Here is a 25,449-nt window from a genome sequence, read left to right as displayed (position 1 = left end):
AGTTGGATTAGCCTTCGCTCAACTCACACGTTTCCTGGAGCCGACATGCCGTTCTTCACTTTCCTGCGGCGCAGCGTCGTCGCCACGGCCACCGCCGCCACCCTGGCCGGCGGGATCGCCTCCCCGGCCATGGCCGCCGATCGCGAACTGCTCAACTCCTCCTATGACATTGCCCGCGAGCTCTTCGCCACCATCAATCCCAAGTTCGTCGACTGGTGGCAAGCCAGCCACGACCAGAGCGTCGAGGTGAAGCAGTCCCACGGTGGCTCGTCCAAGCAGGCCCGCGCCATCCTCCAGGGCCTCAAGGCCGACGTGGTGACCTACAATCAGGTCACCGACGTCAACGTGCTCGCCGACGCCGGCCTGGTCGCCGAGGACTGGCAGCAGCAGTTCCCCAACAACGCCTCCCCCTACTTCTCCACCACCGCCTTCCTGGTGCGCGAGGGCAACCCGAGGCACATCGAGAGCTGGGACGACCTGGTCGCCGACGACGTCGACATCGTCTTCCCCAACCCCAAGACCTCGGGCAACGGGCGTTACACCTATCTCGCCGCCTGGGCCTACGCCGACCAGAAGTTCGACGGTGACGAGGCGAAGATCCGCGACTTCATGAAGCGCTTCCTCGGCAACGTCAAGGTGTTCGATACCGGCGGTCGCGGCGCCACCACCACCTTCGTCGAGCGCAACATCGGCGACGTGCTGATCAGCTTCGAATCCGAGGTCAACAACATCAGCCAGGAATACGGCAGCGACGAGTACGACGTGGTCGTGCCGCCGGTGAGCATCCTCGCCGAGTTCCCGGTGGCGGTGGTCGAGGAATACGCCGAGCGCAACGGCAACCGCGAGCTGGCCCACGACTACCTCGACTACCTCTACACCGAGGAGGCACAGCGCCTGCTGGCCGGCTTCAACTATCGCGTCAACGACGAGACGGTGAAGGCCGAATTCGCCGACCGCTTCCCCGACACGCAACTGCTGCGGGTGGAGGACGTCTTCGGTAGCTGGGAACAGGTGATGGACACCCACTTCGCCAGCGGCGGCGTGCTGGACCAGTTGCAGCGTCGATGAGCCGACTCGCCGTGCTGACCGGGGCAGCGTCCCAGCGGGTACTGCCGGGGTTCGGGCTCTCGCTGGGCGTGACCCTGCTGTTCGTGTCGCTGGTTCTGCTGCTGCCGATGACCAGCCTGGTCGGACAACTGTCGCAGCTCAGCCCGGCCCAGTACTGGGCGATCATCAGCGAAGGCCGGGTGGTCGCCAGCTACCTGGTGACCCTCGGCGGCGCCGCCGTGGCCTCGCTGATCAACGCTGTCTTCGGCCTGCTGATGGCCTGGGTGCTGGTCCGCTACGAGTTTCCCGGCCGGCGCCTGCTCGATGCGCTGATGGACCTGCCCTTCGCCCTGCCCACCGCGGTCGCCGGCATCACCCTGGCGACGCTGTATTCGAGCAACGGCTGGATGGGGCGGCTGCTCGCGCCGCTGGGCATCGAGATCGCCTATACCTGGGTAGGCATCGCCCTGGCGATGGCCTTCACCAGCATTCCCTTCGTGGTGCGTACCGTGCAGCCGGTGCTCGAGGACCTGCCCGGCGAGGTCGACGAAGCGGCGCTGACCCTCGGCGCCAGCGACGCCAAGGCCTTTCGGCGGGTGATCCTGCCGCACCTGTGGCCGGCGCTGGTCACCGGCACCGGGCTGGCCTTCGTGCGCTCGCTGGGCGAATTCGGCGCGGTGATCTTCATCGCCGGCAACATGCCCTACGAGACCGAGATCACCTCGCTGATGATCTTCGTCAAGCTGCAGGAATACGACTACGTGGGCGCCTCGGCGATCGCCTCGGTGGTGCTGGCCACGTCGCTGGTCCTGCTGCTGGCGCTCAACCTGTGGCAGGGCCGCTTCATCCGGCGCCTGCATGGAGGTCGATGATGCATCGCATCGGTGACACGCCCGGTACGCGCCGGCTGCTGATCGGCCTCGCCGTGCTGCTCGCGGCGCTGTTCCTGCTGCTGCCGCTGGTGGCGATCTTCGCCCAGGCCTTCGCCGAGGGCGTGACGACCTTCTGGGCCAACCTCAGCGACGAGTACACGCTGGCGGCGATCGGCCTGACGCTGTTCGTCGCCCTGCTGACCATCCCCGTCAACCTGGTGTTCGGGGTCTTCCTGGCCTGGCTGGTCACCCGCTTCGCGTTCCCCGGGCGGCGTCTGCTGCAGACCCTGATCGACATCCCGTTCGCGGTCTCGCCGGTGGTCGCGGGTCTGGTCTACCTGCTGCTCTACGGCCGCAACGGCTGGATCGGCGGCTGGCTGGACAGCCACGACATCCAGTTGATGTTCGCTTGGCCGGGGATCGTGATGGTCACCCTGTTCGTCACCTGCCCCTTCGTCGCCCGCGAACTGATCCCGCTGATGCAGGCCCAGGGCGCCCGCGAGGAAGAGGCCGCGGTCACCCTCGGCGCCTCGGGGTGGACGGTCTTCCGCCGGGTGACCCTGCCCAACATCCGCTGGGCCCTGCTCTACGGGGTGATCCTCACCAACGCCCGGGCGGTGGGCGAGTTCGGCGCGGTGTCGGTGGTATCCGGCTCGATCCGCGGCGAGACCAACACCCTGCCGCTGCACGTCGAACTGCTCTATCAGGACTACAACACCGTGGGCGCCTTCACCGCCGCATCGCTGCTGGCGCTGATCGCCCTGCTCACCCTGGCCGCCAAGGCCGGGCTGGAATGGCGCGCCGCGCGCCGGGAGACCGCCGCATGAGCATCCAACTGAGCAATGTCGCCAAGCATTTCGGCCGCACCACCGCGCTGGAACCGCTCGATCTCGAGATCGGCGACGGCGAGCTGGTCGGCCTGCTCGGGCCCTCGGGGTCGGGCAAGACCACCCTGCTGCGGATCATCGCCGGGCTGGAGCGCGCCGACAGCGGCACCATCCGCTTCGGCGAGCGCGACGTCACCCGGGTGCACGTGCGCGACCGGCGCATCGGGTTCGTCTTCCAGCATTATGCGCTGTTCCGGCACATGAGCGTGTTCGACAACGTCGCCTTCGGCCTCACCGTGCTGCCGCGTCGCGAGCGGCCGAGTCGCGGCGAGATCCGCGCCCGGGTCCAGCGCCTGCTGGAGATGGTGCGCCTCGAGGCGTTCGCCGACCGTTACCCCGCCCAGCTCTCCGGCGGCCAGCAGCAGCGCGTATCGCTGGCCCGGGCCCTGGCGCTCAAGCCCGACGTGCTGCTGCTCGACGAGCCGTTCGGCGCGCTCGACGCCAAGGTACGCCAGGACCTGCGCCGCTGGCTGCGGCGCCTGCACGACGAGCTGAACTTCACCAGCGTGTTCGTCACCCACGATCAGGAGGAGGCACTGGAGCTATCGGACCGGGTGGTGGTGATGAGCGACGGCCGCATCGAGCAGATCGACGCGCCCGAGACGCTCTACCGCCGCCCCGCGAACCGCTTCGTGTTCGAGTTCCTGGGCGACGTCAACCGCCTCGAGGGCGACGTCCGCGACGGCCAGTTCGTGTGTGGCGCGGCGCGGCTGGCGGTGGATCTCGACGATGGCCGCGAGGAACTGCTGCTGCGCCCCCACGAGCTGCGCCTCGCCGAGGCGCCGAGCGAGCGCGCCCACATGCCGGTCTGCGTGACGGCGGTATCGCCGGTGGGGGCCGAGGTGCGCGTCGAGCTCGAGGCCGACTGGCTCGCCGAGCCGTGGCTGGCCACCGTGCGCCACGCCGACTTCGAGCGCCTGGCGATCCGCCGCGGTCAGCGCCTGTTCGTCGAACCACATCGCTGGCATCGCTTCGATGGCGCCGCCGCTCGGCGAGTCACCGCCGGCGCCTCCTGACGACTCTCCCTCTGGTGGCCGGGGCGTTATACTGCAGCCCGAAGGGCCGTCTCGATCCGGCGGCCCGCCATCGACAAGGGAGGAATCACGATGCCAATCACACGCCGGGCGCTGGGCCTGATGGGGCTGCTGGCCACGCTGTTGCTCGCCGGTTGCGCCCAGAGCCCGCAGTATCTCGACGTCAACCCGACGGTTTCCGGCAACCTGCCACGGGCCGGCGACGGCCAGATGGTCACCCTGGCCACGGTCGACGGGCGCGAGTCGGACGTACTGGGCACACGCAGCGGCAAGCGCATGTCCACCGACACCATCACCCTGCCCGCGCACACCGTGATCCCCAAGCTCGAGTCCCAGGCCGAGGCCGCCCTGCGCCAGATGGGCTTCCAGCCGACTTCCCAGCCCGCCGAGGGCCGCCCCAGCCTGACGCTGACCCTCACCCAGTTGAGCTACGCCAAGGGCAACGCCCAGGCGATGCTCGACAAGGCGCAACTGGTCGCCAAGCTGCAGGCCGTGGCCGAGAACGACGGCACCACCTACACCGGCGTCTACACCTCCCGGCGCTCGCAGAGCTACGCCCTGACCCCGGATTACGACAAGAACAACCAGATGGTGACCGAGCTGCTCAGCGACGCTCTCGACCGGACCTTCGGCGACGCCGCGATCGGCGAGCTGCTGTCACGCTGACCCCGCCTCTCGATCCCTGCGCCCGGCGCCGCACCTTGCCCTACGCGCGCCAGCGGCCCGGGCCGCGCCGCACCAGGCGCCACACCTGCTCCGCCAGGCCCGCCTCGTCCGGCGATGACACCGCCAACTGGGTGAGTTCGAAGTTCGGCGCGAACAACCGCTCCACCTCCTCGGCCGCCACCGAATAGGGCGGCCCCTTCTCGATGTCGCGCTCCCGGGTCAGGCTGATCAGCAGCCCCCTGGCCCCGGGCGGCAGCAATTGCGCGAGGTGGAAGGCATAGCGCTGACGGGTGGCGGGGGGCAGCGCGATCAACGCGGCCCGGTCGTAGAAGGCCTGGATCTCCAGCGCCTGATCGATGTGGAAATGGAAGAAATCGCCGCACCACACCTCGATGCTGGCCTGGCGGTAGACCTCGAACACCCCGTGGCGGTAGCGCGACACGTCCCCCGGGCCTTCGGCGACGAACTGTTCGACCGCCTGACGGGCGAGTTCGATGCCCAGCACCGGGTGGCCCCGGTCGGCCAGCCAGCGCATGTCGAGGCTCTTGCCGCACAGCGGTACCAGGACCTTGCCGGGGGTATCGATCTCGAGCGTCGGCCAGTAACGCTCGAGGGCCGGATGCACCGTCTCGCGGTGAAAGCCGATCCGGCCTTCCCGCCAGCGGTCGAGCCATTCGTTGGGCATGTCTCGCCTCTCGTCCTCAGAACCAGCGGTCGCGCTTCTTGCGGCGGCGCGGCAGGTGCGGCACCAGCAGCCCGACGACCAGACCGGCACCGGCCACGCCGCCGCCGTACATGAAATAGCGCATCAGCAGATCCTGTTCCTGGGTGTCCAGGCGCGCCTGCAGCTCGCGCAGGGTCGTCTGGGCCTGGGCGAGCTGCTGGTCGAGGGAGCCATTGCGCTGCTCCAGCTCGGCGATGCGCTGTTCGCGGGCCTCGAGCGTGTCGGTCATGCTCGCGGTGCGCGACTGCCAGGTCTGGTTGATGCCGTCGAGCTTGTCGCTGAGCGTGGCGACCTTTTCCTTCAGCGCCGGCACCCGCTCGCTCAGGCTGCGCTGGTCCTGCAACTGGTCGTTCTTGATCCACACGACATCGCCACTCTCGGCGCGCACCCGGGTGTAGTCGCCCTGGGTACCCAGCACCGTCACCGGCTCGCCCGAGGTCAGCGCCCCCACGATGCGATAGTTGTCGGTGGGGCCGCTACGCACGAAGGCCTTGAGGTCGTCGGCCACCCAACGGGTGTCGTCGGTCGATTGGGCATCGGCCTGTCCGGCCGCCCCGGTGAGACTCAGCCCCAGTGCGAGGCTTGACATCAACGTCTTGATCTTGAGCATTTTTTTCGGCTGTCTTCAGCTGTCGGAAGGCTCTGGGAGCGCTGGCTCCACGCGATGTGTCGACATCGCCGACACGATTCCGTTCGTGTCGGCGGCCCGGCTCTTGGTCCCCATCCACACTTTCTGTGGATAAGTCTTGGGAAAACCGGGTGGTTGAATCAGCAGACGGGCCGCGAGACCTGCCAGGGCAACAAATCGGTCATTTTTTGATCATCATCCGTCGTCCCGGGGCGGCATGTTGAAGGGCCGCGGGAACTCCGCGACCTTGCCCTCGGCCTTGACCGCCCGGGGCGTGCCCTCGCGCTCGACCTCGTCGATGCGCACGATGGCGTTCATCGGCACATAGCTGCGGCTGACGCCCTCGAAGGTGCGCCGCAGCTTCTCGCTCGACGGGTCGACCACCAGCTTCGAGGCATCCTCGAAGACGAAGGACTCGACCTCGATGAACCCCCACAGATCGCTCTGGTAAATGTCCCGGGCATAGAGTTCCCAGATCTCCCCCTGATTGTAGAAGACCACCCGGTAGATCGATTTCGCCATACCGCTCCCGTCACGCAATGAGAATCAAAGGCCCCGCCGGGTCCGTCCAGCCGCCAAGAATATCACAGACACATCGCCTTAGAAGGCGGCGGGCTGGCCAAGCCGTGCCGGTGATCCGTATAATCGCGCCATTCCCGTTCCCGCACGCATTCATCCCTCTTTACACGGACTTGTCGCGCCCGACGCCGACACGACGCTATGACGAAGAAACTCTTCATCAAGACCCACGGCTGCCAGATGAACGAGTACGACTCCGCACGCATGGCGGATCTGCTCGGCGAATCGCACCAAATGGAGCTGACCGACGACGAGCGCGAAGCCGACGTCATCCTGCTCAACACCTGTTCGATCCGCGAGAAGGCCCAGGAGAAGGTCTTCCACCAGTTGGGGCGCTGGAAGAAGCTCAAGGAGCGCAACCCCGACCTGGTGATCGGCGTCGGCGGCTGCGTGGCCAGCCAGGAGGGCGAGAACCTGCGCAAGCGGGCGCCCTACGTCGACATGGTGTTCGGCCCGCAGACGCTGCATCGCATCCCCAACATGCTCGAGCAGCGCAGCAAGAGCGCCAAGCCGATCTCGGTGGTCGACGTCACCTTCCCCGAGATCGAGAAGTTCGACCACTTGCCCAAGCCCAGTTCCGACGGCGCCACCGCCTTCGTCTCGGTGATGGAGGGCTGCTCGAAGTACTGCACCTTCTGCGTGGTGCCCTACACCCGCGGCGAGGAGGTCTCGCGGCCCTTCGAGGCGGTGATGGACGAGGTCATTCACCTCGCCGACCAGGGCGTGCGCGAGATCAACCTGCTGGGGCAGAACGTCAACGCCTACCGTGGCGAGAACGCCCTGGGCGACGAGGTCGATCTGGCCGAGCTGATCGCCTGCGTGGCGGCGGTGGAAGGCATCGACCGCATCCGCTTCACCACCTCGCACCCGGTGGAATTCTCGGACAGCCTGATCGAGGCCTACGGCGAGATCCCCGAGCTGGTCAGCCACCTCCACCTGCCGGTGCAGGCGGGCTCGGACCGCGTCCTGGCGGCCATGAAGCGCGGCCACACCGCCGAGGAGTACGTCGCCAAGCTCGAGCGCATCCGCGAGCTGCGTCCGGACATCAGCTTCTCGTCGGACTTCATCGTCGGCTTCCCCGGCGAGACCGAGGCCGACTTCGAGGCGACCATGGACCTGATCCATCGCATCGGCTTCGACGTCTCGTTCAGCTTCGTCTACTCGGCACGCCCGGGCACCCCGGCGGCCGGCCTCGAGGACGACACCCCGGAAGCGGTCAAGAAGCAGCGCCTGGCGATCCTCCAGGAGCGCATCAACCAGAACGCCATGCAGATCAGCCGGCGCATGGTCGGCACCACCCAGCGCATCCTGGTGACCGGCTTCTCGCCCAAGGATCCGGGGCAGCTCTCGGGGCGCACCGAGAACAATCGCGTGGTCAATTTCCGCGCCGCCAATCCCATGGAACTGATCGGCACCTTCGTCGACGTCGAGATCAACGAGGCGCTGCCCAACTCGCTGCGTGGCGAACTGGCCTCGCCGGTCTGCTACTGACGCGCTCGTCGGCGCCCTCGGCGGGCGTCGGCGGAACGCCCCCGGCCGTTTCCCGATTGCCCCGACCTCGCTCGGGGCATTAAGCTGACTTCATCATCCTCAACTCACGGATTCTCTGTTCTTGAGCCAACAAAGCACTCAGGCGAACCGCGTCATCACCCTGACCCTGGAGCCCAACGACCCGATGCGGCTGGCCAATCTCTGCGGTCAGCGGGACGAGCATCTCAAGCTGGTCGAATCGCGTCTCGGGGTCACCCTGCGCAATCGCGGCAACACCTTCCAGCTCGCCGGCCCCGGCCCGCGGGTGAAGGCCGCCGCCAACGTCATCGAACACCTCTACCGCGAGACCGAGGCCAGCGAGCTGGAACCCGACACCGTGCACCTGTTCCTCCAGGAATCGGGCATCGAGGCGCTCGAGGAAGAGGAAGGCAGCGATCACGAGGCCGAGGTGGTGATCCGCACCCCGCGCAGCCTGATCAAGCCGCGCGGGCTGAACCAGCAGAGCTACGTCACCAGCATCCGCAAGCACGACATCAACTTCGGCATCGGCCCGGCGGGGACCGGCAAGACCTACCTGGCCGTCGCCGCCGCCGTCGAGGCGCTCAATCAGCAGGAGGTGCGCCGCATCCTGCTGGTGCGTCCGGCGGTCGAGGCCGGCGAGAAACTGGGCTTTCTGCCCGGCGACCTGGCCCAGAAGATCGACCCCTACCTGCGCCCGCTGTATGACGCCCTCTACGAGATGATCGGCTTCGAACAGGTGGCCAAGCTGATCGAGCGGCAGGTGATCGAGATCGCCCCGCTCGCCTACATGCGCGGCCGGACCCTCAACAACGCCTTCATCATCCTCGACGAGAGCCAGAACACCACCCGCGAGCAGATGAAGATGTTCCTGACCCGCATCGGTTTCGGCTCCACCGCGGTGATCACCGGCGACATCACCCAGGTCGACCTGCCCCGCGGCCAGAACTCCGGGCTGATTCAGGTCCTCGACGTGCTCAAGGACACCCCGGGGATCGGCGTGACCCACTTCGCCGCCAAGGATGTGGTCCGCCACCCGCTGGTCCAGCGCATCATCGAGGCCTACGACCTGTTCGAGGCCGAGCAGGAAGCCCAGGACCGGGCGCGCCGCGAGGCCCGCGAACAGGCGCGTCGCGAACAGCAGGCGGCGGCGTCCGACGGTTCGGAATCCGGCACATGAACGATGACGCCCGGGTCCTCGTCGATCGCCAGGTGGCGCTCGACGGCGCCGACGACGCCCTGCCCGACGCGGCCCGGCTGGCGCGCTGGGTCGCCGGCGCGCTGACCCACCATCGGCGCCATGCCGGCAGCGCGGGCGGCGGCGAGGTCGAACTCACCGTCCGCTTCGTCGACGACGACGAGAGCCGCGGCCTCAATCACGACTACCGCGGCAGGGACCGGCCCACCAACGTGCTATCCTTCCCTTTCGAGGCCCCGGCCGGCCTCGATCTGCCCCTGCTCGGCGACCTGGTGATCTGTCACGGCGTGGTCGATCGCGAGGCCCGCGAACAGGCCAAGCCGCTGGCGCATCATTACGCGCACATGGTGATTCACGGCACCTTGCATTTGCTGGGCTACGACCATATAGATGACGCGGAAGCCGAGGAGATGGAGGCGCTCGAGCGCCGGATTCTCGCCGACTTCGACATTCCCGACCCTTATGCGCCCGACCCCGGCGAACGAGACAGCGAGGACACGAGACCCGACGCATGAGCGAAGACCGATCGAGTAGCCAGAACAACAAGTCCTGGCTCGAGAAGTTGTTCAGCGCCTTTTCCAGCGACGCCGACGAGCCAAGCTCCCGTGACGAACTGCTGGTCTTTCTCCGCGAGGCCGCCGCCCGGCTGCGTCTCGACCCGGATGCTCTGACGATCATCGAGGGCGCCTTCCAGATCAGTGACCAGCAGACCCGCGAGGTGATGATCCCGCGCTCCCAGGTCACGGCCATCAGCATCGACCAGTCCCCCGAGGACTATCTGCCGGTGATCTTCGAGACCGGCCACTCCCGCTATCCGGTGGTCGGCGAGAATCTCGACGAAGTGCTCGGCATCCTGCTGGTCAAGGACCTGCTGCCGCTGCTGCAGGTCAACGACGGCGAACGCCGCCAGGTGGCACTGCGCGACGTCATCCGTCCGGCGATGTTCATTCCCGAATCCAAGCGGCTCAACAGCCTGCTCAAGGAATTCCGCGACACCCACAACCACATGGCGGTGGTGGTCGACGAATACGGCGGCACGGCGGGCATCGTCACCATCGAGGACATCCTCGAGCAGATCGTCGGCGACATCGAGGACGAGCACGACACCGACGAGGAAGACGACATCCGCGACATGGGCGACGGCACCTTCGCGATCCGTGCCCTGACGCCCATCGACGACTTCAACGAGCGCTTCGATACCGCCTTCTCCGACGAGGAGTTCGACACCGTCGGCGGGCTGGTCATGCAGCGCTTCGGCTATCTGCCGCGTCGCGGCGAGCAGGCCGACCTGGGGGGCTGGCGCTTCACCGTGCTGGGCGCCGACAACCGCCGCATCCGCCTGCTCCAGGCCGAGGAACTCGCCGAGGTGTCCGCCGACGAAACCGACGACTGACCCCCGCGTCGAGTTTGTCGCCACGCTCTGGTATAAGGGGCACGTCCCGACAAGGAGTGCCCCATGCCGACCGTCTACCGCCCGTGGATGGGCTATATCGCCGCGTTGATCGCCGGCTGCCTGACCACGCTCACCTTCGCCCCCTTTCATCTGTGGTGGCTCGGCCCCGTCGCCGTGGCCCTGGTCTACGTGGGCATCCACGACCTGACCCCGGGGCAGGCCGCACTGCGCGGCTGGTGCTACGGTTTCGCGCTGTTCGCCTCGGGGACCTCGTGGATCTATGTCTCGATCCACGACTACGGCTACACGGGCGTGCCGCTGGCGGTCTTTCTGACCGCGCTGTTCGCCGTCACCCTGGCGCTATTCTACGCCGCGCCGTTCTGGCTCTACCGCCGTTTCACCGGGCCGCGCCTGGCCTGCCTCAGCTTCGCCGGCCTGTGGATCGCCAGCGAAGTCGCCCGCACCTATCTGTTCACCGGCTTCCCCTGGCTGCTGCTGGGCAGCGCCCACGTCGACTCGCCGCTCGCCCCGCTGGCACCGCTCGGCGGGGTCTTCCTGCTGTCGCTGGTCACCGTGCTGACCGGCACCCTGGGCGCCGACCTGCTGCTGCGCCGGCGCTGGTGGGCGCTGGCCCCGCTCGTCGTCCTGTGGGGCCTGCCGCTGCTGCTGCCCGCCCAGTGGACCCAGCCCCGGGGCGAACCGCGGCAGGTGGCACTTCTGCAGGGCAACCTGCCGCAGTTGATGAAGTGGAGCGCCGAGGGCCAGCGCAATGCGGTCAACACCTATGCGCGGCTGACCCGCGAGGTGCCCGACGGCACCGACCTGATCGTCTGGCCGGAGACCGCGCTGCCGATGTTCGAGTCCCAGGCCCGGCCCTATCTGGAGCGCGTGCAAACGACGCTGCCACCGGACGCCGCCCTGCTGACCGGAATCGTCGAGCGCGATGCCGGCGGCTACTACAACGCGGTGATCGGCCTCGGCAACACCCGGGGCAGCTATCGCAAGGAGCACCTGGTGCCGTTCGGCGAGTACATGCCGCTGGAGAGCCTGCTGCGCGGCATCATCGCCTTCTTCGACCTGCCCATGTCGAGCTTCTCGGCGGGAGAGCGCGACCAGGCACCGATCCACGCCGCCGGGCTGACCATCGGCACGGCGATCTGCTACGAGATCATCTATCCCGACCTGGTGGCGAGCCGCGCGCGCCGCGCCGACGTCCTGCTGACGGTGTCCAACGACACCTGGTTCGGCCGTTCGATCGGCCCGCTGCAGCACATCCAGATGGCCCGCCTGCGCGCGCTGGAAAACGGTCGCTACGTGCTGCGCGGCACCAGCAACGGCGTCACCGCGATCATCGACCCGCAGGGCCGGGTGACCACCCGCGCCCCGCAGTTCGAGACCACCCTGGTCAGCGGCGACGTGAGCGCCATGCAGGGCGAGACGCCCTTCACCCGCACCGGCAGCTGGCCCGCCTGGCTACTCGCCGGGCTGATGCTGCTGCCCGGCCTGCGTCGGCCGGGCCCGAGGCGCGACACGGCCCGGTGATCGCGTTCGCGCCGGTAATGGACGCGCATGACCCAGGGTTCTCGCTTCGCCCGGCCACCATCATCAACGGGGTTTGGAAATGCGTTCTCAGCCGTTCGACCGGTCGGTCGCCGAGCCGTCGGTCGGCGCGGCGTCGCTGGGGGCCCGCATGAAGTAACGATGCCCGCAGGCGTGGCAGGGCTCGAGGCGAGTGACCGCGTCGAGCACCACCGTCTCGCCGCAGTGCACGCAGGCCATGCGCCCGGGAACGGCCAGCTCGCCCTCGACATAGTCGGCGCGTGCCGCCTCGAGATCGTCCTCCAAGCGCTCGCGCTCGACCACGCTGCGATCGGCGATCGAGAACAGCGCGTCGGTCACCTTGCGCGACAGCACGTCGAGATCGATCCCCAGCCAGCTGGCGACCCCGGCGCCGCCCGCGGCCAGGTAGTGGCGCAGATCCTTGAGGTCGCGCTCCACCCAGGCGCGCAGCAGCGCCATCTCGTCCTTGGTGAACTCCTCGACGTCCGCCTCGAAGGCCACCGCCTCGTCGAGCTCGTGCTGCAGCCGGTCCCAGGACAGCTCGTCGGCGCCGTCGCGCATGCGGTCGAGCACGCGCTCGTAGGCATCGTGCAAACGCCGGTCCTGTTGCTGGTCGTCACTCATCGCGCCTCTCCTCAAATGGCTGTATCGGGTCGCCGTAGCATCATCCGGACGCCACGGCGTTGCGGCAAGCGGCGCGGGGGCGGGGCGGCCCCTACCTGCCGATGCACGTCTAGGGTATCCTTGGGCGAACACGAACGGTATCCGTGACCGCCTTGACCGATTTCTAACATATTGTACGGCAGGGTGTTATCTCCCGGGGCCGGACCGCGCTCCCCGATCGCGGGTCGAGCCGTCAGCCCGGGTCACGCCGGCATCGAGGCGTTCGGTGCCATCAGTCACAAGCCCACATGCAAGGTGCACCACGCAAACGATGGACACTCAGTACCAGCCCCACGTCACCGAGTCAGCCGCCCAGGACTACTGGGAAAAGAACGCCTGCTTCAAGGCCATAGAGGACGCCGCTCGCGAGAAGTTCTACTGCCTGTCGATGTTCCCCTACCCCAGCGGCAAGCTGCACATGGGTCACGTGCGCAACTACACCATCGGTGACGTGGTCTCGCGCTTTCAGCGCATGCAGGGCAGGAACGTGCTCCAGCCGATGGGCTGGGACGCCTTCGGCATGCCCGCCGAGAACGCGGCGATCAAGAATCGCGTGCCGCCCGGCGACTGGACCTACCAGAACATCGACTACATGCGCAGCCAGCTCAAGGCGCTGGGCTTCGCCTATGACTGGGACCGCGAGTTCGCCACCTGCGACGTCGACTACTACCGCTGGGAACAGTGGTTCTTCACCAAGCTGGTCGAGAAGGGCCTGGTCTACAAGAAGATGTCCACGGTCAACTGGGACCCGGTCGACAACACCGTGCTCGCCAACGAGCAGGTGATCGACGGCCGCGGCTGGCGCAGCGGCGCCCTGGTAGAGCGCAAGGAAATCCCGCTGTGGTTCCTCAAGATCACCGATTACGCCGAGGAACTGCTGGCCGATCTCGAGCATGTCGACTGGCCCGAGCAGGTCAAGACCATGCAGCGCAACTGGATCGGCAAGTCGCGCGGCGTCGAGCTCACCTTCGACGTCGCCGGCCACGACGATGCCCTGCACGTCTACACGACCCGCCCCGACACCCTGATGGGCGTGACCTATGTCGCCGTCGCCGCCGGACATCCGCTGGCCCGTGCCGCCGCAGACGGCGATGCCGAGATGGCGGCCTTCCTCGAGGAATGCGCCCGTGGCGGCACCTCCGAAGCCGACCTGGCGACCATGGAAAAACGCGGCCGCGACACCGGCTTCAAGGCGATCCATCCGCTGTCCGGCCGCGAGGTGCCCATCTTCGTGGCCAACTTCGTGCTCATGGAGTACGGCACCGGCGCGGTGATGGCGGTGCCCGGCCACGACCAGCGCGACTGGGAGTTCGCCACCAGGTACGGCCTGCCCATCGAGGCGGTGATCGCCGATGCCGACGGTAACGCGCCGGACCTGTCCGAGGGCGCCTACGCCGAGCACGGCAAGCTGATCAACTCCGGCGAATTCGACGGGCTGGACTTCGACGGCGCCTTCCGGGCGATCGCCCTGCGCCTCGAGGCCGACGGCCGGGGCGAGGTCAAGACCAACTTCCGCCTGCGCGACTGGGGCGTGGCCCGCCAGCGTTACTGGGGCGCGCCGATCCCCATCAAGTACGGCCCCGAGGGCCAGACCGTGCCGCTCACCGACGACGAGCTGCCGGTCGCCCTGCCCATGGAGGTCGAGGTCGACGCCAGCGGCTCGCCGCTCAAGAAGATGCCCGCCTTCTTCGACCTGGGCGACGGCTGGACCCGCGAGACCGACACCTTCGATACCTTCATGGAATCGAGCTGGTACTACGCCCGCTTCGCCTGCGCCGACAACCCCGAAGCCATGCTCGACGAGCGCGCCGACTACTGGCTGCCGGTGGATCTCTACATCGGCGGCATCGAGCACGCCATCCTGCACCTGCTCTACGCGCGCTTCTTCCACAAGCTGATGCGCGACTTCGGCCTGGTCGCGAGCGACGAGCCCTTCCAGCGCCTGCTCACCCAGGGGATGGTGATCGCCGAGACCTTCTACCGGGAATCCCCCGACGGCGGCAAGGACTGGTTCAACCCCGCCGACGTCGACGTGCGTCGCGACGACAAGGGCCGGCCGCTCAGCGCCGTCTACCGCGGCGACGGCCAGCCGGTCGAGATGGGCGGCATCGAGAAGATGTCCAAGTCGAAGAACAACGGCGTCGACCCGCAGGCGATGATCGATCGCTTCGGCGCCGACACCGTGCGGCTGTTCATGATGTTCGCCGCGCCGCCGGAACAGTCGCTGGAGTGGTCCGATGCCGGCGTCGAGGGCGCCCACCGCTTCCTCAAGCGCCTCTGGAAGCTGGTCGCCGACCACGTCAACGCCGGCACCCCGGCCGCGCTCGACGTCGACGCGCTCGACGACGACCAGAAGGCCCTGCGCCGCAAGACCCACGAGACCATCGCCAAGGCCAGCGACGACATCGGCCGGCGCACCACCTTCAACACCGCCATCGCCGCGGTGATGGAGCTGACCAACGCGCTGGGCCGCTTCACGGATACCCGCCCGCAGGGGCTGGCGGTGGCCCGCGAGGCGGTCGAGGCCTGCGTGCTGCTGCTCGCCCCCATCACCCCGCACGCCTGCCATGTCCTGTGGCAGCAGCTCGGCCATGACGAACCGGCGATCGACGCTCGCTGGCCCCGGCTCGACGAGAGCGCCCTGGTCAAGGACAGCGTCGAACTCGCCGTGCAGGTCAACGGCAAGCTGCGCGCGCGCATCGAGGTCGCCCCCGACGCCGCCAAGGATGCCGTCGAGGCCGAAGCCATGGCCGCCGAGAACGTGCAGCGTCATGTCGAGGGCAAGACGGTACGCAAGGTGATCGTGGTCCCCGGCAAGCTGGTCAACATCGTCGCCAACTGAGATCGACGTGAGTCGAGGCAAGGAGACCGCCATGAACCGTCGTACCTTCCTGACCCGCTCGCTGGGCGGGTCGCTCGCCCTGCTCGCCGCCGGTTCTCTGGCGGGCTGCGGCTTTCACCTGCGCGGCCGCGACCAAGTGGCGATGCGCCTCGACCGCCTGACGCTCGCCGGGCCGGCCGCACCGCTCACCGACGCGGTCCGCCAGACCCTGCGGCGTAGCGGCGTCGACACGGTCGATGACGCGCCCTGGCGGCTCAACCTGGGTACCGAGCGACTCGTGGAGACGCCGCTGACCACCAACGATGCCGGCAGCCGCGACATCGAGCTGCGCCTGTCCGTGCCCTTCTCGGTCCAGCGCGTGCAAGACGACGCCTACCTGCTCGAACGCCAGGACCTCGAGGTGTCGTCGATCTACCAGACCAACGCCAGCGACCTGCTGGTTCGCGGCGACCGCCGCGAGGCGGCCATCAAGGACCTGCGCCGCGAGGCCGCGTCGCGTCTGCTCGATCGCCTGCAGAGTCTCGACCCGAGCTCATGAAGGTCTTTCCCGACAAGCTCCCGGAGGCGCTCGGCAAGTCCCTGCCGCCGGTGGTGATCGTCGCCGGCGACGAGCCGCTGCTGCATCGCGATGCCTGCGACGAGGTGCGCCGGGTCGCTCGCGAGCGCGGCGTCGAGGAGCGCGAGGTGCTCCACGTCGAGAACGGCTTCCAGTGGGGGCGGCTCACCGAGTCCGCCGCCAGCCTGTCGCTGTTCGCCACCAGCAAGCTGATCGAGTTGCGCCTGGGCGATCAGGCCCCCGGCCAGGAAGGCGGCAAGGCCCTGGAAGCCTACGCCGCCCAGGCCGGGGGCAGCGACGACGTGCTGCTGATCACCGCCGGCCGGCTCGACCGCCGCCAGCAGCAGAGCAAGTGGTTCAAGGCCCTCGACAAGCTCGGCCTGTTCGTGCCGGTGTGGCCGGTGGATCACGCGCGGCTGGGCTTCTGGATGCGTGACCGGGCCGGCCGCCACGGCCTGCAGCTCGACATGGACGCCGCGCGCCTGCTCGGCGAACGTACCGAAGGCAACCTGCTGGCCGCCGACCAGGAGCTGCAGAAGCTCGCCCTGCTGCATCCGCCCGGCGCGCGTCTCGGGGTCGAGGCGATCGCCGGCGGCGTCGAGGACAACGCCCGCTTCGACGTCTTCACCCTCACCGACGCCTGTCTGCGCGGCGAACGCGAGCGCGCGGTACGCATCGTCCGCGGCCTGCGCGGCGAGGGTATCGAGGCACCGGTGGTGCTGTGGGCACTGACCCGCGAGATGCGCACCCTGCTCTCGCTGCGCCAGCATCTCGATCAGGGCCAGAGCCTCGAACACGCCTGCAAGGCCCAGCGCCCGATGATCCCCGAGAAGCGGCGCCCCAACTACCAGCAGGCCCTGCAGCGGCTGCCCCACCGTCGCCTGCACAAGCTGCTGCTGTTCGCCCAGCGCATCGACCAGGCGATCAAGGGCGGCCTGCCCTTGCCCGTCTGGGACGGCCTCAACGATCTCGCCCTGACCCTCGCCGGCGGCCGCGGTCTGCTCGCCGAGATGCCCCAGGCCTATCGCAGCGCCTGATGGAGACACCCTCATGACCCGGGCGCCCCGCTATCAGCAGATCAAGCAGTACCTGCTCGAGCGCATCCGCACGGGCGAGTATCCCGTCCACCACCAGATCCCCCCGGAGGAGCAGCTGGCCACGCAGTTCGAGGTCAGCCGCATGACCGCCAACAAGGCGATCCGCGACCTGGTCCACGAAGGCTATCTGGTGCGTCAGGCGGGGCTGGGCACCTTCGTCACCGACCTCAAGGCGGAATCCTCGCTGCTCGAGATCCACAACATCGCCGAGGAAGTGCAGGGCCGCGGCCATGTCTACAGCAACGACGTGCTGCGCCGCGAGGCGATCGAGGCCGACGACGAGGTCGCCCTGCGCCTCGGCGTGCGCCTCGGCACCCGGGTCTTCCACAGCATCCTGATCCATCGCGAGAACGGCGTGCCGATCCAGCTCGAGGATCGCTACGTCAATCCCCGCTGGGTGCCCGACTACCTGGACACCGACTTCGCCCGGCACACGCCCAACGAAGTCCTGGTCGCCGCCTGCCCGATCTCCGACATGGAGCACGTGGTCGAGGCGGTGCTGGTCGACGCCCACACCGCCGAATGGCTGGAGATCCCCGCCAGCGCCCCCTGCCTGAGCATGGTGCGCCGGACGTGGTCGGACGACCACCTGATCAGCTACGCGCGGCTGCTTCATCCCGGCGACCGCTACAAGTTGCGTTCCTCCATGCAGCGGCGCCGCGCCTGATCGCTGGGCCCGGCGCGACTCAGCCGCCGGCCAGCGCCTGCACCATGTACCCGGCCGGAATCGCCAGCAGCAGGCTGAGCAGCGTGCGCAGGAACCACACCACGACGATGCGCCCCACGGACAGCGGGATGCTGGTCGACAGGATGCAGGGGATCGAAGCCGAGAAGAACAGCACCGAGGCGACCGAGACCACCCCGGTGGCGAAGCGCGCCGCGAAGCCGGCATCGCCCATCAGCAGGGCCGGCAGGAACATCTCGGCAAGCCCGGCTGACGCCGCCTGGGCCAGCGCCCGGGCCTCGTCGAGCCCCCACAGCGCGGTGACCGGGTAGAACACCAGGCCCAGCCAGTCGAACAGCGGCGTGTACTTGGCCAGCAGCAGCCCGATCAGCCCCACCGACATGATCGACGGCAGGATGCCGATCGCCATCAGCAGCCCCTCCTTGACGTTCAAGGCCACGTTGCGCCGCAACCCCGGCGCCCGGGCGGCCACCGCCAGCCCGGTCCGCCAGGCGGTGCTCAGGCGCTGCCCGGCGGGGACCGCGTCCTCCGTGACCGACTTGGTATCGTCGAGGCGCGACAGCGGCGGCAGGCGCACGGTGACCGCCGTGACCAAGAAGGTGATCAGCAGCGTCAGCCAGAAATACAGGTTCCAAACCGCCATCAGGTCCAGGGTCTTGGCGACGATGATCATGAAGGTCGCCGAGACCGTCGAAAAGCCGGTGGCGATGATCGCCGCCTCGCGCGCCGAATATTGGCCCGCCTGGTAGACGCGGTTGGTGATCAGCAAGCCGATCGAATAACTGCCGACGAACGAGGCCACCGCATCGATCGCCGACTTGCCGGGGGTGCGCCACACCGGCCGCATCACCGGCTCCATCAGCACGCCGATCAGCTCGAGCAGCCCGTAACTGATCAAAAGCGCCAGAAACACCGCGCCGATGGGCACGATCAGCCCCACCGAGATCACCAGCTTGTCGAACAGAAACGGTAGCATGTCGGGTTCGAACAGTGCCGCCGGCCCCCAGCCGGACAGTGCCATGACCGCCGCGACGACCCCCAGCCACTTGAGCACGGTGAACACCCGGTCGGTGAGACTGCGCCGCCATTGCCCGCTGATCACCGGATACAGCGCCCCGGCAACGATCAGCGCCAGCGCGTACCAGCCATCCAGCGCCCCCAGCAGATGACGCGCCCCGGTCACCATGTGATCGAGCGGAATGGTGGTCTTGCCGTCGATGGTCAACGGCACGAAGAAGATCAGGATACCCAGCAGGCTGGGCACGAACAGACGCAGGACGTTGCTCGGCGAACCGTCGGCTCGCGTCTCATCGGCCCCCTCGAAGGCTTCGTCGGAATGGGACATGGGAATCGCCTCTCGTTGTGATTTTTTAATGTATATACATTAAGACGCCCCCATCGTCACGCCCTTTTCCCGCCAGCGTCAGTTGGACCAAGGTCTAATAACGCCTCGCCGTCGTCGTGAAATCTCAAGAAATCCATTTAAAACCATGGGTTTGTGGAAGAGTCGATGCACGCCGCAGCGGTGGCCTGCGAGTCGCCGACCTTGACGCGTATCGGGCGACCGCTTAAATGTATATACATTACGGATAACGGAGACTTTCATGACCCGGTCGACACGCATGGCATGGCGAGACATGACCCTCTTCGACGGCCTCGCCACCCTGCCCGAGCCGATGGCGGTGATCGTCGAGGACGGGCGCATCGCCGAACGCCTCCCGATGTCACGCTTCGATCCGGCGGCGTTCGCCGACTGCCGCGAGATGGGCCGCGGCGGCGTGATGACCCCGGGCCTGGTGGACTGCCACACCCACCTGGTGTTCGGCGGCAATCGCGCCGACGAGTTCGAGCAGCGCCTCGAGGGCGTCGACTACGCCGAGATCGCGCGCCGCGGCGGCGGCATTATCAGCACCGTGCGCGCCACCCGCGAGGCCAGCGAGGAGACCCTGTTCGCACGCGCTCTGCCGCGCCTGCAGGCTCTGATCGACGACGGCGTGACCTGTGTCGAGATCAAGTCCGGCTACGGCCTGGACCTGGCGAACGAGTTGAAGATGCTGCGCGTGGCGCGCCGCCTCGGCGAGGCGCTGCCGATTCGCGTCGTCACCACCCTGCTGGCCGCCCACGCACTGCCGCCGGAGTTCGCCGACGACGCCGACGGCTACATCGATCACGTCTGCGAGGCGATCCTCCCCGCGGCGGCACGCGAGGGCCTGGCCGACGCCGTCGACGTGTTCTGCGAGACCATCGCCTTCTCCCCCGCCCAGTGCGAGCGGGTCTTCCGGGCCGCCAGGGCGCACGCGCTGCCGATCAAGGCTCACGCCGAGCAGCTCTCCAATCTCGGTGGCAGCGCCCTGGCGGCGCGTCATGGAGCGCTGTCCGCCGACCACATCGAATACCTCGACACGGCCGGCGTCGAGGCGTTGCGCGCGGCCGGCAGCGTGGCGGTACTGCTGCCCGGCGCCTTTCACACCCTGCGCGAGACGCAAGCGCCGCCGATCGACGCCCTGCGGCGTACCGGCGTGCCGATGGCGGTGGCCACGGACGCCAACCCGGGTAGCTCGCCGCTGTTCATGCCCACCCTGATGCTCAACCTGGCCTGCACGCTGTTCCGGCTGACGCCCCGCGAGGCGCTGGCCGGGATGACCGCCCACGGCGCCCGCGCCCTGGGCCGGACCGAGCTCGGCCGCCTGGAAGTCGGCGCGCCCGCCGATCTGTGCGTGTGGGACGTCGAAACCCCGGCCGAACTCGCCTATGCCGTGCAGCCCGGTCGCCTGCGCCAGCGCCTCTTCAAAGGGGAACTCACCCATGGCTGAGACCCTCGACCGCAGCCTCTGGCAGGGACGCACCGACCCCGAGCCCGACAGCGAACGCTGGCACCAGCGGATCCGACCGCTCGCCGAGGGCGACGCACCGGGCTGCGCCCTGCTGGGCTTCGCCTCGGATGCCGGCGTGGCACGCAATCACGGCCGGACGGGCGCCGTCGACGGGCCATCGGCGATCCGCCGGGCCCTGGCGCCACTGGCCTGGCACCGCCGAGGCCCGGCCTACGATGCCGGCGACGTGCGCTGCGACGGCGATGCCCTCGAAGACGCCCAGCGACGCCTCGGCGAGCGCGTGGCGACGTTGCTCGACGCCGGTCACTCGCCGCTGGTGCTGGGCGGCGGTCACGAGATCGCCTTCGGCAGCTGGCAGGGCCTGGCCCGGCATCTGCAAGCCCGCCGGCGAACCGCCGACGAACGAACGCCGAGGGTCGGCATCGTCAATCTCGACGCCCACTTCGACCTGCGCGACCCGCAGCACGGCCCTTCATCGGGCACCCCCTTCGCCCAGATCGCCGCCGACTGCCGGCAGCGTGGCTGGCCGTTCCACTACGCCTGTCTGGGGGTCAGTCGCGCCAGCAACACCCGGGCGCTGTTCGCGCGGGCCGCATCGCTCGGCGTGCTGAGCCGCGAGGATCGCGCCATCACTCACGCCACGCTGCCGGCGATCCGGCGCGACCTGCAACGCTTCATGGTGCGCTGCGACCGGCTCTATCTGACCGTCGACCTCGACGTGCTGCCCGCCGCCGAGGCGCCGGGCGTCAGCGCGCCGGCCGCCCGCGGCGTGCCACTGGCGCTGCTCGAGTCGCTGGTCGAGGCGGTCCGCGACAGCGGCAAGCTGGCCCTGGCCGATATCGCCGAACTCAACCCGACACACGACATCGACGGTCGGACCGCCAAGGTCGCCGCCCGGATCGTCCACACTCTGACCCTGACTGGCTGAGTGGGTGCATGGCACGCACCGGCAGAGTGCCCCGGGGGCAGGCCGCAGCGAAGGTCCGATGCCAGGGATGGCATCGGTAGCGCCCAAGGAAGGGTTCACAGCGCCTTCGCGAAGTGCCTGCCCACCGGAGGGTCTGCCCTCGGGGACAACACCGTTTCACGCCCGACATCGCTAACGAGGACATCACCATGAACCAGCATCACACCCTGCCCGACGGCCAGCGCCCGATCACCCGGCGCCACGATCCCAGCCGCCGCATCGCCGCGCCCACCGGACCCGAACGCTCCTGCAAGAGCTGGCTCATCGAGGCGCCGCTGCGCATGCTGATGAACAACCTGCACCCCGACGTCGCCGAACGCCCCGAGGACCTGGTGGTCTACGGCGGGATCGGTCGCGCCGCCCGCGACTGGGAATGCTTCGACAGGATCGTCGAGACCCTGCGGCGTCTGGAGGACGATCAATCGCTGCTGATCCAGTCCGGCAAGCCGGTGGGCGTGTTCCAGACCCACAAGGACGCGCCGCGGGTGCTGATCGCCAACTCCAACCTGGTGCCCGCCTGGGCCAACTGGGAGCACTTCAACGAGCTGGATAAAAAAGGCCTGATGATGTACGGCCAGATGACCGCCGGCTCGTGGATCTACATCGGCTCCCAGGGGATCGTCCAGGGCACCTACGAGACCTTCGTGGAGGCCGGCCGCCAGCACTACGACGGCAAGCTCACCGGCCGCTGGATCCTCACCGCCGGGCTGGGCGGCATGGGCGGCGCCCAGCCGCTGGCGGCGACGCTCGCCGGCGCCTGCTCGCTGACCATCGAGTGCCAGCAGTCGCGTCTGGACTTCCGCCTGCGCACCCGCTATCTGGACGAGCAGGCCAGCGATCTCGACGACGCCCTGGCGCGCATCGAGCGCTACACCGCCGAGGGCAAGGCGATCTCCATCGGCCTGTGCGCCAACGCCGCCGACGTGCTGCCCGAGCTGGTCGAGCGCGGGGTCAAGCCGGACATGGTCACCGACCAGACCAGCGCCCACGACCCGCTGCACGGCTACCTGCCCGCCGGCTGGACCTGGGACGACTACGTGGCCCGCGGCGAGACCGAACCCGGGATGGTGACCCAGGCCGCCAAGCAGTCGATGGCGGTGCACGTGCGCGCCATGCTGGCCTTTCAGAAGCAGGGCATCCCGACCTTCGATTACGGCAACAACATCCGCCAGATGGCCCTCGAGGAGGGCGTCGACGACGCCTTCGACTTCCCCGGCTTCGTGCCGGCCTACATCCGCCCGCTGTTCTGCCAGGGCATCGGCCCCTTCCGCTGGGTGGCACTGTCCGGCGACCCGGAGGACATCTACAAGACCGACGCCAAGGTCAAGGAACTGATCCCCGACGACCCGCACCTGCACAACTGGCTGGACATGGCCCGCGAACGGATCAGCTTCCAGGGTCTGCCGGCACGCATCTGCTGGGTCGGCCTCAAGGATCGTGCGCGCCTCGGCCAGGCGTTCAACGAGATGGTCAGAAACGGCGAACTCAAGGCGCCCGTGGTGATCGGCCGCGACCATCTGGACTCCGGCTCGGTGGCCAGCCCCAACCGCGAGACCGAAGGCATGCAGGATGGCTCCGACGCGGTCTCCGACTGGCCGCTGCTCAACGCACTGCTCAACACCGCCGGCGGCGCCACCTGGGTCTCGCTGCACCACGGCGGCGGCGTGGGCATGGGCTACTCGCAGCACGCCGGGGTGGTCATCGTCGCCGACGGCAGCGACGATGCGCATGCCCGCCTGGGCCGGGTACTGCGCAACGACCCGGCCAGCGGGGTGATGCGCCATGCCGACGCCGGCTACGCTATCGCCCGGCGCTGCGCGGCGGAGAACACTCTCGACCTACCGATGCTCGACCAGTCATGACGCGACCCCATACATTCGCGCGATGAGCGCCGGGGACGAGTCGAAGCGAGGGTTCGATGCCAGGGAAGGCATCGGCAACGCCCAGGGACGGGTTTACAGCGCCCTCGCTCGGGCTTGTCGCCGGTATAGCGCATCGCGCCATGACCAACATACCTTGCTCAGGCCTGCTCAGGAGAGCCACTGCATGTCCCTTGAAATCCAACCCGGCGAGATGACCCTGGCGCAGGCACGCCAGGTGTTCGCGGCGCCGGTGTCCCTCGCCCTGCCACCGCCGGCCGATGCCGCGATCGCCGCCGGCGTTGCCTGCGTCGACCGCGTGGTCGCCGAGGACCGTACCGTCTACGGCATCAACACCGGCTTCGGCCTGCTCGCCCAGACGCGCATCCCCCAGCACCGGCTCGAGGATCTGCAGCGCTCGCTGGTGCTCTCGCACGCCACGGGCACCGGCGAGGCGCTGGACGACGCCCTGGTGCGACTGATCATGGCGCTCAAGGTCAACAGCCTGGCGCGCGGCTTCTCCGGCATCCGCCGCGTGGTGCTCGATGCACTGATCGCGCTGCTCGATGCCGAGGTCTACCCGCGGATCCCGGCCAAGGGCTCGGTGGGCGCCTCCGGCGACCTGGCCCCGCTGGCGCACATGAGCGCGGTGCTGCTCGGCGAGGGTCAGGCACGCCATCGCGGCGAGTGGCTGCCGGCCCGCGAGGCGCTGGCTGTCGCCGGCCTCGAGCCGCTCACGCTGGCCCCCAAGGAGGGCCTGGCGCTGCTCAACGGCACCCAGGTGTCCACCGCCTACGCCCTCAAGGGGCTATTCGAGGCCGAGGACCTGTACGCCGCCGCCACGGTGTGCGGCGCGCTGACCGTCGAGGCCACGCTCAGCTCGCGTTCGCCGTTCGATGCGCGCATCCACGAGGTACGCGGCCAGCGCGGCCAGATCGACGCCGCCACGGCCTACCGCCGGCTGCTCGGCGAGCGCAGCGAGATCAGTGACCTGCACGCCGACTGCGGCAAGGTCCAGGACCCCTACTCGCTACGCTGCCAGCCCCAGGTGATGGGGGCGGTACTCACCCAGTTGCGTCAGGCCGCCGAGGTACTGGCCGTCGAGATCAACGCCGTTTCCGACAACCCGCTGGTATTCGCCAGCGAAGGCGATATCATTTCGGGCGGCAACTTCCACGCCGAGCCGGTGGCCATGGCCGCCGACAACCTGGCACTGGCGATCGCCGAGATCGGCTCGCTCACCGAGCGGCGCATCTCGCTGATGATGGATCAGCACATGTCGCAGCTGCCGCCCTTTCTGGTCGAGAACGGCGGGGTCAATTCCGGCTTCATGATCGCCCAGGTGACGGCCGCGGCCCTGGCCAGCGAGAACAAGGCGCTGGCGCACCCGCACAGCGTCGACAGCCTGCCGACCTCCGCCAACCAGGAGGATCACGTGTCGATGGCCCCCGCCGCCGGTCGGCGGCTGTGGGAAATGGCCGCCAACGTGCGCAGCATCGTCGCCATCGAATGGCTGGCCGCCTGCCAGGGCCTCGACTTCCGCGAGGGCCGGCACAGCACCGAGGCGCTGGAACGGGCTCGCACGTGGCTGCGCGAGCGGGTCCCCTACTACGCCGAGGACCGTTTCTTCGCCCCCGACATCGAGCAGGCCGAAACGCTGCTCGCCGCGGGCGTGCTGAACGCGCTGCTCGATCCCGGCCTGTTGCCCAGTCACTGACCCCACGCCCGCGTCGCGGGCGATGGCGTCTACAGTCACAGGAAGCGCTGTAGCAATTGCCGAGCGTGATGCAGAGCAAGGCGCACGGAACACAGAATGCGAGACATAACAGGTAGTTAGGCGAGCATTCGA

Annotated in this window: 23 protein-coding genes; 18 read left to right on the top strand and 5 right to left on the bottom strand. The window is 68.4% G+C overall.

The genetic code is table 11. The features are described 5' to 3' along the window. Positions 1 to 45: 45 nt before the first annotated feature. The 5 genes from cysP (at position 46) to D0901_RS07290 (ending at position 4,506) form a co-directional block, all read left to right on the top strand. The gene (cysP, locus tag D0901_RS07310; RefSeq protein WP_129139646.1) at positions 46 to 1,068 is read left to right on the top strand and encodes a thiosulfate ABC transporter substrate-binding protein CysP; all 1,023 of its coding nucleotides are present in this window, start codon (positions 46 to 48) and stop codon (positions 1,066 to 1,068) included. Beyond that, positions 1,065 to 1,919, top strand: a complete 855-nt coding sequence (gene cysT, locus D0901_RS07305) for a sulfate/thiosulfate ABC transporter permease CysT (protein WP_129139645.1) — start codon at positions 1,065 to 1,067, stop codon at positions 1,917 to 1,919. The genes cysP and cysT overlap by 4 nt, the downstream gene beginning before the upstream one ends. Beyond that, positions 1,919 to 2,746 carry a sulfate/thiosulfate ABC transporter permease CysW gene (gene cysW / locus D0901_RS07300; protein WP_129139659.1) on the top strand — a complete coding sequence of 276 codons (828 nt, stop codon included), beginning with the start codon at positions 1,919 to 1,921 and terminating at the stop codon, positions 2,744 to 2,746. Before cysT ends, cysW begins: the two co-directional genes overlap by 1 nt. Continuing rightward, positions 2,743 to 3,822 (top strand): sulfate/molybdate ABC transporter ATP-binding protein, encoded by a 1,080-nt coding sequence (locus D0901_RS07295; RefSeq protein WP_129139644.1) that lies wholly within the window; start codon positions 2,743 to 2,745, stop codon positions 3,820 to 3,822. Before cysW ends, D0901_RS07295 begins: the two co-directional genes overlap by 4 nt. Before the next feature lie 90 nt (positions 3,823 to 3,912). After that, positions 3,913 to 4,506: a YajG family lipoprotein gene (locus D0901_RS07290; protein ID WP_129139643.1), complete on the top strand. Its 594-nt coding sequence runs from the start codon at positions 3,913 to 3,915 to the stop codon at positions 4,504 to 4,506. A gap of 40 nt (positions 4,507 to 4,546) precedes the next feature. On the opposite strand, the gene tmpT is transcribed toward D0901_RS07290, so the two are convergent. The 3 genes from tmpT to D0901_RS07275 all read right to left on the bottom strand — a co-directional run bounded on the left by tmpT (position 4,547) and on the right by D0901_RS07275 (position 6,380). Then, positions 4,547 to 5,191, bottom strand: coding sequence for a thiopurine S-methyltransferase (gene tmpT, locus D0901_RS07285; RefSeq protein ID WP_129139642.1), 645 nt, complete (start codon positions 5,189 to 5,191; stop codon positions 4,547 to 4,549). Positions 5,192 to 5,207: 16 nt separating this feature from the next. Further along, positions 5,208 to 5,819, bottom strand: a complete 612-nt coding sequence (locus tag D0901_RS07280) for a TIGR04211 family SH3 domain-containing protein (RefSeq protein WP_224416913.1) — start codon at positions 5,817 to 5,819, stop codon at positions 5,208 to 5,210. 234 nt (positions 5,820 to 6,053) lie between these two features. Continuing rightward, on the bottom strand, positions 6,054 to 6,380 hold the full coding sequence (locus D0901_RS07275; protein WP_129139640.1) for a DUF1820 family protein: 327 nt from the start codon (positions 6,378 to 6,380) through the stop codon (positions 6,054 to 6,056). A gap of 198 nt (positions 6,381 to 6,578) precedes the next feature. Between D0901_RS07275 and miaB the strand changes: the two genes are divergently transcribed. The 5 genes from miaB (at position 6,579) to lnt (ending at position 12,079) form a co-directional block, all read left to right on the top strand. Further along, on the top strand, positions 6,579 to 7,928 hold the full coding sequence (gene miaB / locus D0901_RS07270; protein WP_129139639.1) for a tRNA (N6-isopentenyl adenosine(37)-C2)-methylthiotransferase MiaB: 1,350 nt from the start codon (positions 6,579 to 6,581) through the stop codon (positions 7,926 to 7,928). Between the two features lie 121 nt (positions 7,929 to 8,049). Continuing rightward, the gene (locus D0901_RS07265; protein WP_129139638.1) at positions 8,050 to 9,126 is read left to right on the top strand and encodes a PhoH family protein; all 1,077 of its coding nucleotides are present in this window, start codon (positions 8,050 to 8,052) and stop codon (positions 9,124 to 9,126) included. Further along, complete coding sequence (gene ybeY / locus D0901_RS07260; protein WP_129139637.1) at positions 9,123 to 9,659, top strand: rRNA maturation RNase YbeY; 537 nt, start codon at positions 9,123 to 9,125, stop codon at positions 9,657 to 9,659. Before D0901_RS07265 ends, ybeY begins: the two co-directional genes overlap by 4 nt. Further along, positions 9,656 to 10,537, top strand: coding sequence for an HlyC/CorC family transporter (locus D0901_RS07255; protein ID WP_129139636.1), 882 nt, complete (start codon positions 9,656 to 9,658; stop codon positions 10,535 to 10,537). The genes ybeY and D0901_RS07255 overlap by 4 nt, the downstream gene beginning before the upstream one ends. Before the next feature lie 63 nt (positions 10,538 to 10,600). Beyond that, the gene (gene lnt / locus D0901_RS07250) at positions 10,601 to 12,079 is read left to right on the top strand and encodes an apolipoprotein N-acyltransferase (RefSeq protein ID WP_129139635.1); all 1,479 of its coding nucleotides are present in this window, start codon (positions 10,601 to 10,603) and stop codon (positions 12,077 to 12,079) included. Between the two features lie 87 nt (positions 12,080 to 12,166). Here the strand turns inward: lnt and D0901_RS07245 are convergent, their stop codons facing one another. Further along, positions 12,167 to 12,721 carry a zinc ribbon-containing protein gene (locus tag D0901_RS07245; protein ID WP_129139634.1) on the bottom strand — a complete coding sequence of 185 codons (555 nt, stop codon included), beginning with the start codon at positions 12,719 to 12,721 and terminating at the stop codon, positions 12,167 to 12,169. Positions 12,722 to 13,031: 310 nt separating this feature from the next. Between D0901_RS07245 and leuS the strand changes: the two genes are divergently transcribed. From leuS to hutC, 4 genes are read left to right on the top strand one after another with little or no spacing between them, the layout of a single operon-like run. Then, positions 13,032 to 15,602 (top strand): leucine--tRNA ligase, encoded by a 2,571-nt coding sequence (leuS, locus tag D0901_RS07240; protein WP_129139633.1) that lies wholly within the window; start codon positions 13,032 to 13,034, stop codon positions 15,600 to 15,602. 31 nt (positions 15,603 to 15,633) lie between these two features. After that, positions 15,634 to 16,140, top strand: coding sequence for an LPS-assembly lipoprotein LptE (locus D0901_RS07235; RefSeq protein ID WP_129139632.1), 507 nt, complete (start codon positions 15,634 to 15,636; stop codon positions 16,138 to 16,140). After that, complete coding sequence (gene holA / locus D0901_RS07230; protein WP_129139631.1) at positions 16,137 to 17,195, top strand: DNA polymerase III subunit delta; 1,059 nt, start codon at positions 16,137 to 16,139, stop codon at positions 17,193 to 17,195. Before D0901_RS07235 ends, holA begins: the two co-directional genes overlap by 4 nt. A 13-nt stretch (positions 17,196 to 17,208) precedes the next feature. Further along, the gene (hutC, locus tag D0901_RS07225) at positions 17,209 to 17,922 is read left to right on the top strand and encodes a histidine utilization repressor (RefSeq protein ID WP_129139630.1); all 714 of its coding nucleotides are present in this window, start codon (positions 17,209 to 17,211) and stop codon (positions 17,920 to 17,922) included. A 19-nt stretch (positions 17,923 to 17,941) separates the two neighbouring features. On the opposite strand, the gene D0901_RS07220 is transcribed toward hutC, so the two are convergent. Continuing rightward, positions 17,942 to 19,285, bottom strand: coding sequence for a YjiH family protein (locus tag D0901_RS07220; RefSeq protein WP_129139629.1), 1,344 nt, complete (start codon positions 19,283 to 19,285; stop codon positions 17,942 to 17,944). 259 nt (positions 19,286 to 19,544) lie between these two features. Between D0901_RS07220 and hutI the strand changes: the two genes are divergently transcribed. The 4 genes from hutI to hutH all read left to right on the top strand — a co-directional run bounded on the left by hutI (position 19,545) and on the right by hutH (position 25,317). Continuing rightward, positions 19,545 to 20,753, top strand: coding sequence for an imidazolonepropionase (gene hutI / locus D0901_RS07215; RefSeq protein WP_129139628.1), 1,209 nt, complete (start codon positions 19,545 to 19,547; stop codon positions 20,751 to 20,753). Next, positions 20,746 to 21,702, top strand: coding sequence for a formimidoylglutamase (gene hutG / locus D0901_RS07210; protein ID WP_129139627.1), 957 nt, complete (start codon positions 20,746 to 20,748; stop codon positions 21,700 to 21,702). The genes hutI and hutG overlap by 8 nt, the downstream gene beginning before the upstream one ends. A gap of 188 nt (positions 21,703 to 21,890) precedes the next feature. After that, on the top strand, positions 21,891 to 23,603 hold the full coding sequence (gene hutU, locus D0901_RS07205) for a urocanate hydratase (protein ID WP_129139626.1): 1,713 nt from the start codon (positions 21,891 to 21,893) through the stop codon (positions 23,601 to 23,603). Positions 23,604 to 23,787: 184 nt separating this feature from the next. Then, complete coding sequence (gene hutH / locus D0901_RS07200) at positions 23,788 to 25,317, top strand: histidine ammonia-lyase (RefSeq protein WP_129139625.1); 1,530 nt, start codon at positions 23,788 to 23,790, stop codon at positions 25,315 to 25,317. The last annotated feature ends 132 nt before the right edge of the window (positions 25,318 to 25,449 follow it).

The sequence above is a fragment of the Modicisalibacter coralii genome (genome assembly GCF_004117855.1).
GTDB lineage: Bacteria > Pseudomonadota > Gammaproteobacteria > Pseudomonadales > Halomonadaceae > Modicisalibacter > Modicisalibacter coralii.
This window is presented reverse-complemented; position numbering and strand designations above follow the sequence as displayed.